This is a genomic window from Asaia sp. As-1742, from assembly GCF_011753235.1.
Taxonomy (GTDB): domain Bacteria; phylum Pseudomonadota; class Alphaproteobacteria; order Acetobacterales; family Acetobacteraceae; genus Asaia; species Asaia bogorensis_B.
The window spans coordinates 20,240-36,807 of the sequence record NZ_VWWA01000014.1; the positions used below are offsets into that span (position 1 = coordinate 20,240).

The 16,568-nt window shown below is 59.4% G+C and carries 20 protein-coding genes; 15 read left to right on the forward strand and 5 right to left on the reverse strand.

What is annotated here, in order from left to right; all coding sequences use genetic code 11:
* Positions 1-87 precede the first annotated feature (87 nt).
* From F3J08_RS14435 to F3J08_RS14465, 7 genes are all read left to right on the forward strand, one after another.
* Complete coding sequence (locus tag F3J08_RS14435; protein ID WP_166930891.1) at positions 88-627, forward strand: hypothetical protein; 540 nt, start codon at positions 88-90, stop codon at positions 625-627.
* 92 nt (positions 628-719) lie between these two features.
* Entirely contained in the window at positions 720-1,382 is a 663-nt protein-coding gene (locus F3J08_RS14440) for a hypothetical protein (protein WP_166930893.1), read from the forward strand.
* Positions 1,383-1,945: 563 nt separating this feature from the next.
* Positions 1,946-2,920 (forward strand): DUF3991 and toprim domain-containing protein, encoded by a 975-nt coding sequence (locus F3J08_RS14445; RefSeq protein ID WP_166930895.1) that lies wholly within the window; start codon positions 1,946-1,948, stop codon positions 2,918-2,920.
* On the forward strand, positions 2,917-3,327 hold the full coding sequence (locus F3J08_RS14450) for a hypothetical protein (RefSeq protein WP_166930897.1): 411 nt from the start codon (positions 2,917-2,919) through the stop codon (positions 3,325-3,327). Before F3J08_RS14445 ends, F3J08_RS14450 begins: the two co-directional genes overlap by 4 nt.
* A 10-nt stretch (positions 3,328-3,337) precedes the next feature.
* Positions 3,338-4,030 (forward strand): hypothetical protein, encoded by a 693-nt coding sequence (locus tag F3J08_RS14455; protein WP_166930899.1) that lies wholly within the window; start codon positions 3,338-3,340, stop codon positions 4,028-4,030.
* Positions 4,031-4,048: 18 nt separating this feature from the next.
* Positions 4,049-4,531: a transcriptional regulator gene (locus tag F3J08_RS14460; protein ID WP_205207045.1), complete on the forward strand. Its 483-nt coding sequence runs from the start codon at positions 4,049-4,051 to the stop codon at positions 4,529-4,531.
* A 57-nt stretch (positions 4,532-4,588) separates the two neighbouring features.
* Positions 4,589-5,920 (forward strand): DUF1173 family protein, encoded by a 1,332-nt coding sequence (locus F3J08_RS14465; protein ID WP_255493493.1) that lies wholly within the window; start codon positions 4,589-4,591, stop codon positions 5,918-5,920.
* On the opposite strand, the gene F3J08_RS14470 is transcribed toward F3J08_RS14465, so the two are convergent.
* Positions 5,907-6,539, reverse strand: coding sequence for a hypothetical protein (locus F3J08_RS14470; RefSeq protein WP_166930903.1), 633 nt, complete (start codon positions 6,537-6,539; stop codon positions 5,907-5,909). The two genes, F3J08_RS14465 and F3J08_RS14470, sit on opposite strands and share 14 nt — an antisense overlap.
* 209 nt (positions 6,540-6,748) lie before the next feature.
* On the opposite strand from F3J08_RS14470, the gene F3J08_RS14475 reads away from it, so the two are divergent.
* From F3J08_RS14475 to F3J08_RS14500, 6 genes are all read left to right on the forward strand, one after another.
* Positions 6,749-8,734, forward strand: a complete 1,986-nt coding sequence (locus tag F3J08_RS14475; RefSeq protein WP_166930905.1) for an ATP-dependent helicase — start codon at positions 6,749-6,751, stop codon at positions 8,732-8,734.
* On the forward strand, positions 8,731-8,934 hold the full coding sequence (locus F3J08_RS14480; RefSeq protein ID WP_166930907.1) for a hypothetical protein: 204 nt from the start codon (positions 8,731-8,733) through the stop codon (positions 8,932-8,934). Before F3J08_RS14475 ends, F3J08_RS14480 begins: the two co-directional genes overlap by 4 nt.
* Before the next feature lie 208 nt (positions 8,935-9,142).
* Positions 9,143-9,535, forward strand: coding sequence for a hypothetical protein (locus tag F3J08_RS14485; RefSeq protein ID WP_166930909.1), 393 nt, complete (start codon positions 9,143-9,145; stop codon positions 9,533-9,535).
* 1 nt (position 9,536) lies between these two features.
* The gene (locus tag F3J08_RS14490) at positions 9,537-10,079 is read left to right on the forward strand and encodes a hypothetical protein (protein WP_205207047.1); all 543 of its coding nucleotides are present in this window, start codon (positions 9,537-9,539) and stop codon (positions 10,077-10,079) included.
* Positions 10,080-10,513: 434 nt separating this feature from the next.
* On the forward strand, positions 10,514-11,173 hold the full coding sequence (locus tag F3J08_RS14495; protein ID WP_166930913.1) for a hypothetical protein: 660 nt from the start codon (positions 10,514-10,516) through the stop codon (positions 11,171-11,173).
* Positions 11,174-11,235: 62 nt separating this feature from the next.
* The gene (locus F3J08_RS14500; protein ID WP_166930914.1) at positions 11,236-11,502 is read left to right on the forward strand and encodes a hypothetical protein; all 267 of its coding nucleotides are present in this window, start codon (positions 11,236-11,238) and stop codon (positions 11,500-11,502) included.
* Positions 11,503-11,803: 301 nt separating this feature from the next.
* On the opposite strand, the gene F3J08_RS14505 is transcribed toward F3J08_RS14500, so the two are convergent.
* The 4 genes from F3J08_RS14505 to F3J08_RS14520 form a co-directional block, all read right to left on the reverse strand.
* Positions 11,804-12,511, reverse strand: a complete 708-nt coding sequence (locus F3J08_RS14505) for a hypothetical protein (RefSeq protein ID WP_166930916.1) — start codon at positions 12,509-12,511, stop codon at positions 11,804-11,806.
* Positions 12,508-13,392, reverse strand: coding sequence for a hypothetical protein (locus F3J08_RS14510; protein WP_166930917.1), 885 nt, complete (start codon positions 13,390-13,392; stop codon positions 12,508-12,510). Before F3J08_RS14510 ends, F3J08_RS14505 begins: the two co-directional genes overlap by 4 nt.
* A 90-nt stretch (positions 13,393-13,482) precedes the next feature.
* Positions 13,483-14,271 (reverse strand): hypothetical protein, encoded by a 789-nt coding sequence (locus tag F3J08_RS14515; protein WP_166930919.1) that lies wholly within the window; start codon positions 14,269-14,271, stop codon positions 13,483-13,485.
* 51 nt (positions 14,272-14,322) lie between these two features.
* Positions 14,323-15,384 carry a hypothetical protein gene (locus F3J08_RS14520; RefSeq protein WP_166930920.1) on the reverse strand — a complete coding sequence of 354 codons (1,062 nt, stop codon included), beginning with the start codon at positions 15,382-15,384 and terminating at the stop codon, positions 14,323-14,325.
* 212 nt (positions 15,385-15,596) lie between these two features.
* Here F3J08_RS14520 and F3J08_RS14525 point away from each other — a divergent pair, with 212 nt between their 5' ends.
* Together F3J08_RS14525 and F3J08_RS14530 are read left to right on the forward strand one after the other, a co-directional pair.
* Positions 15,597-16,229, forward strand: coding sequence for a hypothetical protein (locus tag F3J08_RS14525; RefSeq protein WP_240149379.1), 633 nt, complete (start codon positions 15,597-15,599; stop codon positions 16,227-16,229).
* Between the two features lies 1 nt (position 16,230).
* Positions 16,231-16,443 (forward strand): hypothetical protein, encoded by a 213-nt coding sequence (locus F3J08_RS14530; RefSeq protein ID WP_166930922.1) that lies wholly within the window; start codon positions 16,231-16,233, stop codon positions 16,441-16,443.
* Positions 16,444-16,568 lie beyond the last annotated feature (125 nt).

Here is a 16,568-nt window from a genome sequence, read left to right on the forward strand (position 1 = left end):
CCGATGCTGCCACAAAACCCTCACCCATTTCCATCACGACCTCGCGTGTCGACTGCGCAGCAGCGCGACCGCGACAGGAGAAAACGCATGCACTCTTCCTGCCTCACAGCCGTCAGGCTCAAGCTCCTATGCTCCTTGTATCAAAGCGCTCTGCCGATCGAACTCTTCACCGCACCGAACGCGCCGGAACTCGTGGGCGTGTCCATTGCTCATGACGACACGATAGGCGATCTGCGCGAACGGTTGGGTAACGAAATCCTCCTGCGCATCGACTGGAATCTCTGGGCGGATCGTGGTGATTGCACCAACGCGCGTGTCAATGCGGTGCTCGCCCTGATGGAAGCGCCCATTGCCTCCGTCTTTCCGGGCGATCCTGTGGATATCGCCGATCCGTCGGCACCGCCACCTCCCGTCGAGCCCTATCTGGAATCTGCTCCTGATGGGTCAGGCGTCTTCCATGTCGCTGATAATATCAGCGGCGACATGCTCGCCGGTCCTTTCGCAACCAACCATCAGGCGAAAGAGGCCCTCGACGCTCTCATCGTGATCCATCCCAGTCCGGAATGGTTCAAACACTGGTATGGCCTCGAGCTGGAGTATGCGGCTCAGGATGTGGTCCGCGTATAGTGTGCCATGCGGTCACTTCTCACTGAACAACGATCGCGCCATTATGGGTCCGGGTCACAGGAACCAACCTGTTCCCAGGGAGGGCGCTGAACATGAACGACACGAAGTATCGCACTGCCTACGCGGAGACACGCGAGCTCTACGACAGACTGGCGCCACAGATGGGCGGGAAGGATTACGGATACGAGATCCTGTATGGACCCGAGGTCTCGTCACCCTCGCTCTTCATTCTTGGATACCAGCTGGGTTGCAAGACGAAGGATAAGGCGATGTCCGAGGAGAAAAAGCGCCCAGCTGGCCCCCCGTCTGTGTTGGCCTATGCGAACCCTAAAGAGGATTGGCGCCTCGCAAATGCATTGCTCAACATCTGGCCAGCAGACCGTATGAACGACATGATGGGCGGCAATATCAATTTCTTCCGCGCTGCCACTGTCAGCGAATGGGCAACAATACCGCTATCTGTCCGCCGTGAGCTGCAAGCGCATTCCCTCGAGACAATGCAGCAATTGGTCGAGGCTTATGCGCCAAAGCGCATTCTTGTTATCGGGCTCGACACCCTCAAGAGAATACCAGGGCACATCATCAACAAGGGCCATGTCTCTTCAATCGATCCGTTACGTCATAACCCGATCGCCCAGGAAGCAACACTATGGGGAATATCGGCCCTTGCTGTGACCCATCTGAGCGGGGCTCGTCTCAAAGCCGGGGACAGGCAGAATATCTATAATTATGCGCGCGCCTGGTCAGGTATCTGATCCATCTCGCACATCACCCTTCCTCACGACACGCGCTGAAGAACACGGGCGTCTCCTCGTCGGGGCCACGTGACACGGGCTCCGCCCCAAGCCCCTATGGCCATTCGGCGTATCCCGTTGACGCACTCATCAGAGCGACGTTGGAACCGAACCAATCACAATAGGCCATGCCATAGGCCTCGATAGCGTCAAGACGGCTTCCACCCCATCTTCCTCCGCTCCCGTTGGTCGCTTCGTGCAGACGGGTCCCCTGAGAACCCATCTTGACCCCATCTGCGTCTACAGCAGTCCTGAAAGCGTCGGGTCGAAAGGCGTCGCTGCGCTATCCTTTCGACCCTTTGCCTCCGGCACAGGTCGATCGAAAGGCTGTTGCTTTTCTTTATTGAACGAAACCGGCTTTTCGAAGTATCGCGAAGTATCAGAACGGCGCGATATTGCATGTTTATTGTCTGATATTGCGATTTCTTGTTGTATCTCCCAGTCACTGTGATAGTATCTGTTTGTAGGAAATGGCCGTGCTCCTAGTAGTTCGGCTTCATAGCTTTCGCTGAGGAGTAATGATCATGGCACGTTTCGAATTATCTGAGGCCGATCGCGCTGCCATTACTTCCGGCGTATCGTGTGCGCTGCTGCTGGAACGTTATGGCTTCGCCCTCGACAAGAAAGACAGCACGCGCAATTCGCTCAAGTACCGTCGTGGTAAGGGCGAGACATACATCGTCTCCCATCAGGGCAAGGGCTGGTGGGATACTGGTTCCCAGGCCAAGGGAAACGTCTTCGATCTCGTCAAGCATTTCGAGCCCACTCTCCGGTGGCAGGATGTCTGTGTCGATCTGGGCAAGATGGTTGGTGTCGAGCCGGCATCGACCCCCTGGGTCAAGTCGCACGAGGCATCCACCGATGTGCGCTCTCCTGCCGAACGCTGGGCCAAGGCGAAGTCGCTGCGCAAGGGATCCAAGGCTTGGCAGTATCTGGCCCAAACCCGCTGCCTGCCGGAGTGGCTGCTACGCAAGGCCTCGGCCAACGGATCGATCCGTGACGGTTTCCATGCTGCCTGGTTCAGCTATCGCGACGGTCAGGGAGCAGTCACGGGTGTCGAGCTGCGTGGGCCCGATACGCGCCTGCAGCTGAAGGATAGCGTCAAGACGCTCTTTCGTTTCCAGACCAGGCCCGGCACGCCCGTGCGTCGTCTGGTCGTGGCTGAAGCACCGATCGACGCGCTCTCCTTTGCCGCCATGGATCCTGAGCATGGGAACGATACGCTTTACGTCGCTACAGGTGGCGGCATGGGACCGGAGACTATCGCAGCCCTTGAAACAGAGATGGAAGCTATGGTTCCCGATATGCGCTCCCATCTGATCGTTGCAACAGATCAGGATGAGGCGGGAGATCGATACGCTGGAATGCTCTTTGAGCTCGCCTTTGAAAACTGTGTCCGTTACGTGCGCGCAATCCCGGAAGGAGAAGCCAAGGACTTCAACCAGGCATTGCAGGAGCGCTTCGCGGCCAGCAATGCAGCCCGGACGGTGGTGGCATGAGCGGGCGGCGTCAAACCTGTGGTAACGGCGATAGGTCACAGCCTGAGGGTTGCGAGACTTCCACAGACGTACTCACGCAGATCGCGCAAGCTGAGACCTGCTATCGTGCGTTTCTGTTGAGCGGGCGTGCTGCACAGATGCTGCAAGCGGCCCCCGGTCTGGGTGTCACTATACCGCTTCTCTTCATCCAGTGTGAGGGCATGGCGCAAGGTGCGACCGGCCTCGCCGTAGGGGGCGATCTCGATCCTATGATGCCTGAACTAGGCTTCGATCTGGACGGGCAATTCACCCTTTTTTCAACCGACCACAGCAACGCCGGTGAATTCATCACCGTGAATGGCTGGGTCGGCACAACCGAAATTCTGGCCCTTCGACAGGGCGCCTCTTTTAGAATTCCTGCAGAGTGAGAACTTAACCATGACACACGATCATTCCCACGCGGATCTCGACGTGTTCTTCCCTGGCTACGATCTGATCGTAGCGCTGCGACAGGCATTCCTGAAGCATGCCTTGTGCGATGACTACCGCCGCCGGTGCCCAGAGCTCGGCGGTACCCACCCATGGACTCTTGTTGAGCTGTCCTGTCCCATCTCTGGCGAAGTGGTGTCGGGGATCGTCGTGTCCGCCGATCCCACCCCAGGTGGATGGGATCTTACGCAGTGCTTCGATATTTATACCGGAGAAGATCTGTATACGGGCGCCTTCCGCTCGATCGATCCGACGCAATACCCCGTCCGTCAGATCGGAAATGTTCCCGGTCAGTATGCGCTTTCGGCCCGCAGCGCGGTCGTGCCTCTCCTGAACCTCGTAGCGGTTGCAACCGCTGATTGGTCGGCCCTGCCCGATATCGTGGCACGAACGGCTTCCCCTGGCGGCGTGTCCTCATCGCAGGATTTCCCCGAGGCATTCGTCTGCATTCATGAGGGTGACGATGAACGATATGGACTCGTCACCAAAGGCTTCACCGATGGTCATGGAGGCTGGAATCTCGAGCTGCCCGTCGAGGTTTTTGTTTCGACAGGTGACATCATCTCGGTTGTACCCGGCGGGGACACATGGATCGAGTTGATCCACGACGTCGAACCTGACGGTCTGGCGCGGCGCGGCTAGAAAGGGGAGGAGGGCCAAGTGGGTCAGGCAGCATCCCTCATCGACGTGAGACTGAACGGCATCGGCTGGTCGGTCTGCCAGGCCAGCCGCCGGAGCCGGATATCACGGGACCGGATCGCGAGATGGCGACATGGCATTGGTGAACCTCCCCAGTCTTTCATGGAATGGCTGGACGCCTTGCACGCACTTCACCGGCGCTATGCGACCCCGCTTTCACGCGACGTTCCCATTGCAGGCAATCGCGCGCCCATGGATGCCTACGCAGTCGGTCGTGCGCTCATGATCATCGGCTGGTCGGAACGTCGTCTCGCCGAACATCTGGGTTATCACCGGACTGAGCTGAGACGTCTGTTGGAAGGCGGCGGTAAGCTCGGCGCAAGGTCGTCCCGCTGGCTCGAAATGCTTGAGAACGGACACCGCGACCTGCCACGGCCCGCGATCCCCCGTATGTCCGGACGCCCTGACATGAACATTGGCCTGATAACGGAGACGATCCGATGAACACATGGATTACTTTCCCTCAGACACGCCGCGACGGCCCCTTGCGTCGTCCCCCCCCTGCGTCGTGCCAGCCTCGACTGGGAGTACGACCGTGCCAGAGCGCCCCAATGGCAGGCTCTCCTGTCGCAGGCACATGGCGATCATGCTCACAGGCCGCTCTGCGGTTGCCGGGTGAACGGGCCTCCCCTGCAGCTCGATGTCCGGTCGCGCGAAACGCGGGAAAACGGGAAGAGGGTATTGCGCTACCATTTGGCCCGCATGCCCGGGAGCGGCCCCCTGCATAGCGCGAACTGCCCGTTTCACGAACCTGACATCCAGCGGGACGGAAGATCCGGATACGAGCAGGGTGTCATCACCCCATTGCCTGATGGCAATCTGCGCATCGCATTGGAGAGCGGGCTGCTTGTTCGCGCAACAGCGAACGAAGCGGATTGCCCTGCACTGCAGCAATCCGCGTGTGGTGTCTTTCCGGGCCACGGTCGACGCCAGATGAGCCTGCCCGGTCTATTGCATCTGCTCTGGGAACAATCCGGGCTGACGACCTGGCGACCGGAGGAGAGCCGGCAGCGACGGTCGTGGGGAGCCATTCGCCAGGCTCTCGAGCGCGCGGCCGCCTCAGTTGAGGCGAGCGGCACGGTGCTCGATCGTCGGCTGGCGATGGTCGGCCATGGCGATGCGGACGGACCAGCAATCCTGGAGGACATCCAGCGGGATGCGGGGAGAGATCGTCGCATCCTCCTTTGTGGCATCGTCAGGAGGCTGGATTTCGAAGCGGCACGGAATGAGGATCCCGCGAACCCGTGGAGCCCACGCCTTGAAGCGCGGTTTCGTTTACACTTCGACGGCGCACCGAATTTCGGTTTGTGGCTTTCCGGTTCGATGGAAATGGCCCTCGACTTCGAGCGACAATTTCCGTGGGAATGGCATACCCTCCAAAAGCATTGGTCGGAACGTGGCGACGCGCGTGTTGTCGCCCTGGTTACCACCAAGCTTCGGCGTACCGTCAATGGGCGCGCAACGGTCGGGTGGGTCAACCACATGACTCTAATGGAAGTCGGTCCGTCCTATGTGCCTGTCGCGAGCAGCCATGAGCTGGCTTTGCTGACCCACCTGCAGGAAGAGCACCGTATTTTCCGCAAGCCGCTACGCTTCGACAGGACGACTGAGCTTGTCCATCCCGATTTCGAGCTGCTCGATACGAGAGATCCCCGCGGCACGCCCATGGAAGTCTACGGCCTCGATACCGAAGAATACAGGGCGCGTCGCGACATCAAGGAGGCGCATTATCGGGACGTCTACGGTGTCGGCAATTGGTGGAGCTGGAATGCTGCTCTGCGTGAGCCTATGCCAGATCTGCCCCTGCCTCAGGAACGTATCATCGCAGGGTGAGTGAAGGTCTCTTACTTCGCGCCGCCTTTTGGGCTGTGTCTGGATTGGGGGGCGCTTTTGGTTGACTTCTTCCGCTTTGCGACAGGAAATGGATCATTGGCAACCCCTGCCTGCCAGTCATGTGCAGCTCGATACCGACCCAGCATTTCGATTCCTCCAGCATTTCGATTCCTGCCGCCCAGGCTCTGACAAGCGTTGCGCCCGCCTGAAAATCGGCTTCCTCCACGCAAGGATCGGGCCCGTCGAACCGGCCCTTCTCCGTGATCGCATCGACTGCTTTACGTGTCAGGCGTGCCAGTTCGTCCTGTGCACGCTGGGCTTCGCCAAGCATCTGGAAGACTGCATGGACCCCGTCAGCAAAGAGCAGATCCCAGTCCATGTTCACATTGGTCGAATGAGGATCCGCTTCGCGCTCCTCTTCGAGTAATTGCGTGCGCTCATCCTTGTAGGCCATCTGGAAAATCGTGGCACGCGTGACCCGCTTTTGACCAAAGCGATATTGCAGAGACCGGATTGCTTTGTCTTGCGGCAGGTTGCGGCGCAGATTGTCGATCGTCGGGGCATGCTGGCGCTCGAACGGAAAGCGCAGGATATCCCTGCTTTCAAAACCGCCTCGCATGATGAATGCCGCTCCCTGTCCGATCCCGTCGCCGTTTTTGTCGAGGGCTGTTTCGTCATCTTAAGGGTTCTGACTGGTCCCCCGCAAGGCATGCACGACCCGGCGCGGGCTGAAAAAAGTGCCACGCCTAAAAACAATGGAAGCTCTCTGGAGAATGTCCTGCGAGGCTTGGGTCGAATGCTTCGCAACTGCCGACCGGACCGAACACGATGACCGATGCCGCCCATCCCGTTTTCAGCACCCTGACCAAAGATCAGTGTCGGGCCGCCCGTCAGGAAGGGGCGGTGGTGGTTCTGGCCGGCGCAGGTACAGGCAAGACCTCGACCCTCGTGGCCGGCGTCTGCGACCGCATCGAACGGCGAGGCCTGCCGCCCCATCGACTTCTGGCCGTGACCTTTACCAACAAGGCAGCGCGCGAAATGCGCGAGCGTATCGCTCATGCTGTGGGCCACGACAGAACACCCAACTGGGTCGGCACCTTCCATGCCCATGCCTGCCGCATGCTGCGCCGTGATCCGGGTATCGCCAGTCTGCGACCCGGGTTCGACGTTCTGACGACCGATGATTCAATGCGGATCCTGCGACGACTGATGAAGGCAGAGATACGGTCTGACAGTGCAACGAGCGTTGACGATGCCACCGCCGACCTGCTGCGAAAGCGCGCCAAGCGTCTCATTCATCACATCGGCGGCTTCAAGGATCGCCTTATCCTGTCTGAAGAAGCATGGGCGCACAGACCGGCCCGTCCAGCTGCAGAGATGTCGGAGGAGGACTGGATCCTCTGTGAAGCAATCCGCCTCTACCCGCTCTATCAGGAGGCCCTGCGCCGGGCCAATGCGGCCGATTTCGGAGATCTTCTCCTGTATCCGACGCGGACGATGATGAGCGACGAGACCTATCGGCGCGAATGGGCGAGCCGCTTTGACGCTGTTATGGTCGACGAATTCCAGGACGTGAACCTTGCCCAGTATCGCTGGCTACGGTTGCTGTCTCAGGACCACGGCGAGTTCTTCGGAGTCGGCGACGATGCGCAGAGCATCTACGGCTGGCGGGGCGCCGATATCGGCTATATTCGCAATTTCCTGTCAGCCTTTCCCGGCGGCCGGATGATTGCGCTGGAGCGCAACTTCCGCAGCACCGGCGTCATTCTCGAAGCGGCTAATGCCATTATCGCCCTTGATCCCGACCGGCTTCCCAAGACGCTTTATACCGAAGCAGGTGCGGGAAAGCCAATCGAAATCATCGCCTGCAAGGATGGGCCCAATGAGGCCCTGCGTCTCGCCCGCGAGATAGGACGGCGGGCGGCAGAAGGTGTCGCATGGCACGATATGGCTGTGCTCTACCGTTTCAACTTCCTGTCCCGCGTGATCGAGGAGCAGCTGCTCGCACAGCGTATTCCCTATGTCCTGGTCGGCGATACCGGGTTCTGGCAGCGTGGTGCGGTTCGTGACGGTCTGGCCTATCTGCGGCTGATGGAGAGCGCGGAATCGGGTCAGTCAGACGAGGCCTTCCGGCGCGTGGTCAATCTGCCCAAGCGGGGTATTGGCGCAAAAACACTCGCGCGCATCGAGCAGGCCGCCGAAGAGCAGGGCGTCTCTCTTTTTGTCGCGGCCGAACAGATGCAAGGGGAGGGTAGCGCCATGACCCGGTTGCACATCTTTCTAGCGATGATCCGATCCGTGGCCCTGGGTGAGGATCTGACGCTGGGCGAGCGGATCGAGATGCTCCTGCAGCGTGTGGGATATAGCGACATGCTGCGCAGGCTTGGCGACGAAGGTCTCGATCCATTGCAGAACCTCCATGAACTGATCTTGATCGCCGGTAACTTTGCGACCAGTGAAGCCCTGTTCGATCACGCCGCCCTCGGCGCGGGCGCTCCCGGGGACGGGCTGGACGGCCGGGTGCGGCTCATGACCATTCACGGCGCCAAAGGGCTGGAATTTCGCCATGTCTTCCTTGTGGGCTGGGAGAACTCGCTATTCCCGCAATTCAGCGAGGGCAAAGATGCCAATGAAGAACGTCGGCTGGCCTATGTCGCGCTGACACGCGCGCGCGAGCGCGTCACCATCAGCTGGGCCATCAAGCGCGGTAATCGCTGGAACGAGGCCTCCAGTTTTATAGACGAAATCCCCACGCCCTGCAGGATCGAGGGCTCGTTGCGTCAGGCAGGTGGAAACGGTGAGCAACGGTCATGACGATCGACGAAAACGATCCTCCGATGCCCCTGCAAGGCCACCGTCATGAAAAGGCGGTGCGCTCGACCCGGTCGGGTTGGGCCCATGACTGCACACTATGTGGCGCAGGGGCCTGCTTTGGCTTCACGAACAGACGCAATGTGACGAGATGGACATGTCCTGACCACCGTGACAGGGGGCGGGTCGAGCTGACCCGCTAGCCCACTTACCCACAGATTTCGGGGATGAAGCTGTGGATAGTCTCGATACGTTCCAGCACAATCATGCACCAAAGCCCAAAAAATCGATCCGACCTCAAATTTCATGCATGCTCTCTGGATCGCAGGCTGTCTTCCTGAACCTGGAACACTGCATGCATCTCGATCACGGCGATCGAGTGCTGCGTGACGTGCGTTCAAGGGAGCCAACATGAGGCATCGTGCCGTTCATCAGTCCAGACGCGTCCTGCCGCGCCTGAAAGCAAAAGCCTTCGACCATCCCTCGATACATGAGGTCGCTTTGGGCGCGCTCATGCAGCTGGTGGCGATCGAGGGCGAGCCGGAAGCATTTGCCTGCCTTGATACCTACCGTGCGCACCGGGCGGTTCACCAGGACATCGAGACCAGTGCCATGGCGTTTCTCAGAAGGTACGGATCGCTGTTGGTGGTTGACCTACACGGAGCAGACGGGCTCGCTGTTCTGCGCGCCAGGGCGAAAGCCCTTGGCGGATCGAAATCCTTTTCTCGCAACCCTGTGGCTCAGGGGGTTGTGCAGGCGGCACTCTCTCAGGCTTGGAATGGTCTTGCAGGATGGCAGGCCTGACATGACACGCAAAGCACCGCCGCATGCCGCAGATCACTGGCAAGGTCTCGCCAAAGCGCATGGACGCACACCCGATCGATGCACCGTTACTTATTCCCGGCATTTCACACGAAATAGCGACGTCATGAAGGCCAGGCATGAGCAGATCTCGCGGAGATCACGTGGGGATCGTATTCCAATGACAGGGCGCGACACGCTGGTGGCCGGGTTTGGGCTGACGCTTGCCCTCCTCAGCGCCGGAGTGGACGGGTATCTGACTGCCGATCAATTCGGGGATGTCTGGCCCTGGCTGTGTTCACATCTGCCTCACCTATTTCATACCGGGCTTCTAGGCGGGTTGGCTGCCCAATGGCCTCGGCCACGCCTGTCCGCTAGCGCATGGCAGTGGCTTGGCATCGGTCTGGCTCTGACGGTGATCGGCAAGGCTGCGCTTCTCCCTATCCTGCGCCGTGCATCGCGGATGGGGCGACGCGCTGTGACCGGCGTGAAGCTGATGCTTGCTCTGGCAGCGATCGCAGGTGGCATTGCAAGTCTGTGTTCCTGAGGCGTCTCCTTCGACCAGGAGCGCCCCTTCAGACAGACGCTCATGTTCCGCAGGGCGTGCGAAATAAACTGAGCTATTCTCAGGAACGGCAGCTCGGCATGGGCGCGCGTTGCGCGGCCTACGGCTGCGGCGTCACACGCCGCACCCACGCGGTGGCCGTATTGTGCTGTGTACTTCTGCTTGCCTATGAATAGAGCAAGTAGATATATTATGATCATAAATAACGACCAGACATAACGAGAGGTTATATAGAGTTTTACTATGCGGTCAGTACATGGCTATGCAAATAGACATGCAGTGTTGTCTATTCCACTTCTTATGAAAGGCCGATATAACTTTACTTGTGGACAGGCAATAACGCCCCACACAAAAAGCGCCCCGGATGGTGCAACGAACACCACTCCGGGACTTCGCCAGAATGAAAGAATGGTTTCATGTCAGACGCAAACCGCAATATCGCTGCAAACGCCACCGCCCGCAACCTCTCCCCCGCTCGCGTGCGCCAGTTCAAGGAAGCAGAGGCCCGCGTGAAGGCAAGCAACGCCCCCACGCTCGAACTGATCAAGCGTCTTACCCCGGCTGATAGCCAGATGGCCGCCATCATGAAGGCGTTTCCCTCGGTCAAGGTAGGTGAATATGACGAGCTTTTCGGCGCGGGTCTCTCCATGGTGCGCGACCAGCACGAGACAATGGCCCCCATCCTGACTTTTGAGGACCGCCACGGTATGAATTTTATGGCGCTCAAACTGCACCTCGACCGGATCGTTGATGGCGTCATTCGGTCAGCCTACGGCGCTGCACAGTTCTATGAAGCCCGCCGCGCAGCCGCCAAGGATGCAGCCGACGGTTTCGCAAACAACCACCGCGACGAAGACCGGCAGGGCGTCGATGGAGGCGATAACCGCGCCGTCAACCTCCGCCGCATCGCCGCCGAAAAGGCCGGTCACGCCTATTCTCTGGCCGTTGTCGCCGCCGGGGCCTGCGAAGCCTACCGCGACCTTATGGGCAGCGACTGGCAGCCGTACCAGCCCAAGAACAGCCGCAGCGTCTCCGAGCGCGCCGCCTCCGAAGAAGCCGCAGCCCTCGGCTTCTGATCCCTCCCGCCGGACCCGAAAGGGTCCGGTGCCTGTCCCCTCACAAGGAAATGCGCCCGATCATGCAACTCCCCTTGTTCAAAGCCCTCAAGACCATCAATATAGAAGATGAGCAGGCGACCGAGATCGTCGACTCAATGGAGGATTACATCGCCATGAAGATGAAAGAGGCTACCGCCCCGCTCGCGGCCCGTATTGAGGGCGTTGATGCCAAGCTTAGCGCACTCGATACCAAGATGGATGCGCTGCAATGGACAATCGGCATCATCGGCGCGGTGATCGCCATTGCTACCGCCTTCTCAGGCGTGGCCCGTTTCATCACCCATTAGACCGGCGTAACCTTCGGGCGAAACCGGGGCGGCTCTTACGAGCCGCCTTTTTTGTTGCCCGCTATCCGGCCCAAAGCACACAGCGTCACCCGTGCGCAAAAATGGACACAAATCACGCATCGGGGCGTTCGTCGCCTCGCGGGGCCGCGTTGCCCCCACTTGCCACATATCCACAGCGCACGCGCTCTCGACTCTTGACGGTCGAGCGCGTGCGCTGTGGATATGCTCCGGCGTCCCTTGCGGGACGCCTACGGCCCTTCGGGCTGGAAAGCAGGGACAACGCTCGCATCGAGACCATCAATCAGCGTTTCTCGGCGCTTTGTGCGGCTGGCTGGTCCTGCTTGTGGACCTGTGACGAATCAAGCTGGCACCACAAGACGTTGCTCTTTGGATCGGCCACCATATTCTCAAGGCACTGGCCGCCTACCATTGCCTGATACCCGATGTGCCTGTGCTCCCACCAGGCGCCCGCTCCCATCAGGCTAACGACCGTAATCACCGCCGCAATGAAGCCCGTCACCGCCCAGCGGATCGTGGTCGGCCGCGTGATGTCCAGCATCGCCCCTTCCAGCTCGCCCTTCCACATGCCGAGGAAAGCTCCCTTCAGGGACGCCAGGGCTTCGTTGACGATCGCGCCCACCATCACGTTCGCCTGCTCCGTGCTGAACTGCTCGGTCCGGACACGGACGGTTTCGGCCAGCTTCACCGCTGCCGCGGATTGCGCGCGGATGATCTCCATCTCGTGATCGGCCGCCTCGCGGATTTCCGGCACGATCTTGTCGAGACGGTCGGTGATCGCGATGCTGCGCGCCAGGAGCCCATCGATCGCCGCGCTCTGCTCGACCTGGTCATCGCACAAGGCGAGCAGCACCTGCCCCAGAGGCTCGTGCGGAAAGATGCCAGCATCGTTCATCGAGGCAAGGAGACGTTTGCGGCGGGCGAGCTGCAGCGCCTGTATTGTCGATGTCGAAACGGCGTCCCCGTTGCTGTTCTGTATATCGGCCGTCATATCGCTCCCTCCTGCGATCCGGAACGGGAAGCGGATTGACCAGCGTCTCTCGGGATTTCGATGGTTTCCGTGGCAATGAACCGGCGACTTTTTCGGCCAGCCTCATGGCTTCGCCAGCGCACAGCCCGAGGCGATCTCGCCACCAGCATCATGCAGAGCAGAACGGACGCATTGAACGCCGCATCATTCATCTCATCATGGAAGAACTCCCAGTGCATGGACGAAAACAGCGCCGGGTTCGACGGAATGGGGCAGGCATCGTCATGGCGATAGAGCGGACTGACAATCGCTCCGAACCTGTTGAGGAGCGCCACGGCATCCTCGATCCGAGCCTCTGTCTCGAGCGCGGTCAACTCGCCCTGATCGCGATTTCTTTCTCTCCATTGCTCTTCGAGTTCCTGAGCGGTCGGCAGACGCATGATCGTATCGACCGGTCTGTCGCCACACGTGATATCGAAGCGCAACGCGATAGGCGGAATGTAGACGACGGGGGATGCCTTGGTCCCCATGGCAGGCATATGGGAGACGAAATGGAGAATACCGCGCTGCCCGTCCGGATCGGCCACAACGAGAAATCCGCAACGGTCTGGAACGGTGAGCGTGTCTTCCGCAGGAAGACGTTCCGTGAAATCGGGGATCCATTCCCAGAAACTGGGCCCTGAAGGAAATCTCAAGGACGAGAATGAACGGATGGTCACGCCGTAATCATTGACACGCATGAACTCCGCTTCCGCCGAGGCATGTCTGCCCAGAAGAAAGCGAGGTCCGTTATCGAGTAGCGCGAGGAAGCGGGATTTGGCGATTTCGCCAAAAGGATTGGTCCCCTGTCGCATTTTGTCGAGGAGGACGGGGTGTAGGGTCTTGTCGAGAACTCGGGTCATCGAAACCTCGGAGAGGCAATAGAAAAACCGGGGCCGATCGCCTGGCGACCGGCCCGCTGCGACGTAAGCTGAAACGTCACTGCCTGCGCGTCAGAGGAAAAGCTCAGGATGACTTGTCATCTCGATGTTCTCCATGAGGCGCTCGTACCATTTGCGCGTCATCGCACGCCAAAAGATGCTCTGTGCCGTGCCTGAGCTGGGGCGAGCCCCCTCAAGCGCCTCGAAGACCGAAATATTGGCCTTTTCCATCTGGGCCAGACAGGGCAGATAAGGCACTGTCACGGTAATGGCGCCCGCCTTGATCATCGTCTCCACGCGTGAATCCGTCTCGAAATGGCGCTGAACCGCATCGAGATCAGTCGACGTCTGACCAACGCCGCCATTCAGGAAGAGAACACGAGGCGCCTTCGCGAACGGACCATTCACAAAGCTGCGATAGACATTCTCGATATCGTCGAAGCCCGTGCCCATGAAGCTCCAGACCACGAGCCGGACATCGCTGTCTTTCAGCATGGTCATAAGATCGAGTTCCTCTGCCAGTCGGCTCGGCATGGTGTCATTGCCGCCGAGATCGAGGATCGTCGTATTGCGCTTACCGATGCACTGGTCGAACGCGCCGCTCACCCATTCCTTCATGGCATCGAAATTGCGCGATGCCGGGGGAGGTAGCAGGATATCGCTCCGGCCCCTGAATTGTCGGGTCAGGGTGTCGTTATTGATATCGCCATCACCGATGACGATATCGCCGCGACCGGCGCGGAACGCCGTTTCCGAAATTGTACCCATCAGGGTACTGGCCCCCGACCGACCACGGCCGTCACGCCAGAACAGGGTCGCTTTTTTCGGCGTATCGTCCTCGGGTGTCACTCTGGCTGCCATAAGGGTTTTCCTTGCTTCGCCCCGTCCCAATGACAGGGCTACCCTTCTGGCCTATCCTTGACCGATCCAGAGAGCAGGCAGTTTTTTTCCTTCCTCCTCCATTTTTTTGAGACGGCTCTCCATTCTGTCGCTTTCGAGCCCCGCGCTGTACCAAGCGGCCATAAGCATACGTTGCTCGGAATCTGGAGCGCGACCCGGAAAATTGCGCTGCCTCTGCAGGAAGAGATAACGCCAGCAACGCAGCCAGTCGCGTTCATCGGTGAAGGTCATTTTCAGAGGCAGGGCTTCCATGCCTGGGACATCGAAACGATCCGGCCCGAGCCGCCAGTCCCGGTGATCCTTTTCCGTGGCATCGCACCATGCCTGTGTGATGATCTTTACATCCCCCCAAAGCTCACGGGGCAGCTGTCCCGGCCATCCCATATCCGATCGTTCAAGCTCTTCCGGCGTCGGATCTGCCATCAACTCCACTTTGGGCTGGCGCTTGCGCCGGAAATAGATGGTCGGATCGTCTGGATGGGCGAATGGGTGCCTCTCACCCTTGCCGCCTGAAGCCGTGGGGGCCAGGGACGCAGTGTGATCGGTTTTCATCGGCCGCGCCGGTTCAGGCATGGGATAGGCTGGCGGCGCGCTCGCACGCAGGACTTCCGGACTATAGACGGGTCGCCTTCCCTGAAAGCGATCGGAAGGGTCCGGACGCCCGATTTCATGGGGTTTCAGCGCCACATCCTGCAGGCGTGTGCCCTGCCTTACAATGTCGCCGATAGCCTCCTGCGCCGCCTTGCGCGCCTCTTTTCTTCTCAGCTTATCTAATTCAGCCTCTTCCTCGGCCCGGATGCGCGCTTCCTGAGCCGCCTTCATTGCCTCCCGGACGCGATACCAGGTGCGCTTGACGAGAGTAGGCGAGGCAATGCCGCCATCAATCCGACGAAGCCCCATGCGCTCGATAATCTCAGCATAGGGCTGCCAGCGCACGCATTTGCCGGTCCAGCCCGCATTGAGCCGGTCAAAGTGCTCCTCGAAGAACCGATAGATGGGCGAGTGGGTCCATTGCCCGCGCTGGTTGCGCAGCAACAGATCAATACCCGCCTCAAGATCGATCACGGTGCTCATGACGCTTCTCTACCAGTCCAGCCGGATCGGCGTCAAGGTGGACCATGCATGGTGTCAGAGTGATCATCGGATGGACACCAAGTGGGGACACGGTGAGATGGAAAATGGGTCTAACACACAAATGCAGACTTTCAGTCTGCGTAGACTGTCGAAATCAGGACCACAGACATGGACGCGTCGGCGAGGCGTGTAGAAAGGACCAAGCGCCTCATATGAAGCGGTTCCCTGACGGAGAACTTCTGGCAGTGTTGGGCCTCTGCTGGCTTGCTCTGGATTGGGATGGTAAGGTCTGGCTCATGACCATACCTGACGATTTCTGGCACTGCCTCGATGCGCTGGGGATAGTTTGTGAAGCCTACCGATCGGGCACCGGCCATGATGCCGTTCTCGTCGGTGGGGCCGCGACCGTCATCTATACTGCCGGCGCGTTCTCATCTGGCGATTTCGATTTTGTGGTGATCAACGATCAAGCCTTCGACCAGGCCATGATCGCATCTGGGTTCAGGAGAGAAGACAGATGCGGAAAGCTGCGTGTCGGATACTACCATCCCGATCATCCACGCTACGGCGTTCAGGCAGTGGGGAGCGCACTGTTTGACGGACGAGCCGACAGAAAGAGGCTGTTCGCCCTGCAACTACGTGAGGGACCAATTGTCAAACTACCTCGTATTGAAGACATGATCGCCGACCGTCTGGCGCAGTTTGCGGTAGCTTCGCCCTCGGACGATTCCCGGCTCCGCCAGGCGACGGTACTTTTTCGTTTGGCCGAAAAGCTCGATATGGGATATCTGCGTTTGAGATGCAGTGAAGAAGGTGGCGACTTCACGCTTTTGGAGAGACTGTGAGATGTCACGTGTCAATCGACCCGTTCGATGGGACCAGATGCAAAAGCGAATACAGGCACGCAAGGCAGCTCTGGGTATCACGGATAGTGCCGAGAGCGTGGAGGCACTGCGTAACAAGGGGGGCAACCGGACGGCTGGTAAGCGTGAGCTTCTTCGCCGTGTGACCCAGAGATCGATCGATGCCGGTCTCGAGCCAGTAGCGGCCTATTTCTAACTTTAAGTTTTTGAGACGGGCAGCGTTTGATCTGTCGCTGACATAGACGGGCAGACGTTCGCTACATTTGCTTTTTGACTGTCGGCTGGGAAGGCTTTGAGCATCAAATGAGTGCCTGTGTCATT

What these genes read in the sequence shown, in the direction of transcription:
- F3J08_RS14500 (WP_166930914.1), top strand. Translation starts at nt 11,236, where the DNA reads ATGCAACTCCCCTTGTTCAAAGCCCTCAAGACCATCAATATAGAAGAT.
- F3J08_RS14435 (WP_166930891.1), top strand. Translation starts at nt 88, where the DNA reads ATGCACTCTTCCTGCCTCACAGCCGTCAGGCTCAAGCTCCTATGCTCC.
- F3J08_RS14525 (WP_240149379.1), top strand. Translation starts at nt 15,597, where the DNA reads ATGAAGCGGTTCCCTGACGGAGAACTTCTGGCAGTGTTGGGCCTCTGC.
- F3J08_RS14530 (WP_166930922.1), top strand. Translation starts at nt 16,231, where the DNA reads ATGTCACGTGTCAATCGACCCGTTCGATGGGACCAGATGCAAAAGCGA.
- F3J08_RS14470 (WP_166930903.1), bottom strand. Translation starts at nt 6,539, where the DNA reads ATGCGAGGCGGTTTTGAAAGCAGGGATATCCTGCGCTTTCCGTTCGAG.
- F3J08_RS14445 (WP_166930895.1), top strand. Translation starts at nt 1,946, where the DNA reads ATGGCACGTTTCGAATTATCTGAGGCCGATCGCGCTGCCATTACTTCC.
- F3J08_RS14495 (WP_166930913.1), top strand. Translation starts at nt 10,514, where the DNA reads ATGTCAGACGCAAACCGCAATATCGCTGCAAACGCCACCGCCCGCAAC.
- F3J08_RS14515 (WP_166930919.1), bottom strand. Translation starts at nt 14,271, where the DNA reads ATGGCAGCCAGAGTGACACCCGAGGACGATACGCCGAAAAAAGCGACC.
- F3J08_RS14485 (WP_166930909.1), top strand. Translation starts at nt 9,143, where the DNA reads ATGAGGCATCGTGCCGTTCATCAGTCCAGACGCGTCCTGCCGCGCCTG.
- F3J08_RS14475 (WP_166930905.1), top strand. Translation starts at nt 6,749, where the DNA reads ATGACCGATGCCGCCCATCCCGTTTTCAGCACCCTGACCAAAGATCAG.
- F3J08_RS14505 (WP_166930916.1), bottom strand. Translation starts at nt 12,511, where the DNA reads ATGACGGCCGATATACAGAACAGCAACGGGGACGCCGTTTCGACATCG.
- F3J08_RS14440 (WP_166930893.1), top strand. Translation starts at nt 720, where the DNA reads ATGAACGACACGAAGTATCGCACTGCCTACGCGGAGACACGCGAGCTC.
- F3J08_RS14510 (WP_166930917.1), bottom strand. Translation starts at nt 13,392, where the DNA reads ATGACCCGAGTTCTCGACAAGACCCTACACCCCGTCCTCCTCGACAAA.
- F3J08_RS14520 (WP_166930920.1), bottom strand. Translation starts at nt 15,384, where the DNA reads ATGAGCACCGTGATCGATCTTGAGGCGGGTATTGATCTGTTGCTGCGC.
- F3J08_RS14450 (WP_166930897.1), top strand. Translation starts at nt 2,917, where the DNA reads ATGAGCGGGCGGCGTCAAACCTGTGGTAACGGCGATAGGTCACAGCCT.
- F3J08_RS14490 (WP_205207047.1), top strand. Translation starts at nt 9,537, where the DNA reads ATGACACGCAAAGCACCGCCGCATGCCGCAGATCACTGGCAAGGTCTC.
- F3J08_RS14480 (WP_166930907.1), top strand. Translation starts at nt 8,731, where the DNA reads ATGACGATCGACGAAAACGATCCTCCGATGCCCCTGCAAGGCCACCGT.
- F3J08_RS14455 (WP_166930899.1), top strand. Translation starts at nt 3,338, where the DNA reads ATGACACACGATCATTCCCACGCGGATCTCGACGTGTTCTTCCCTGGC.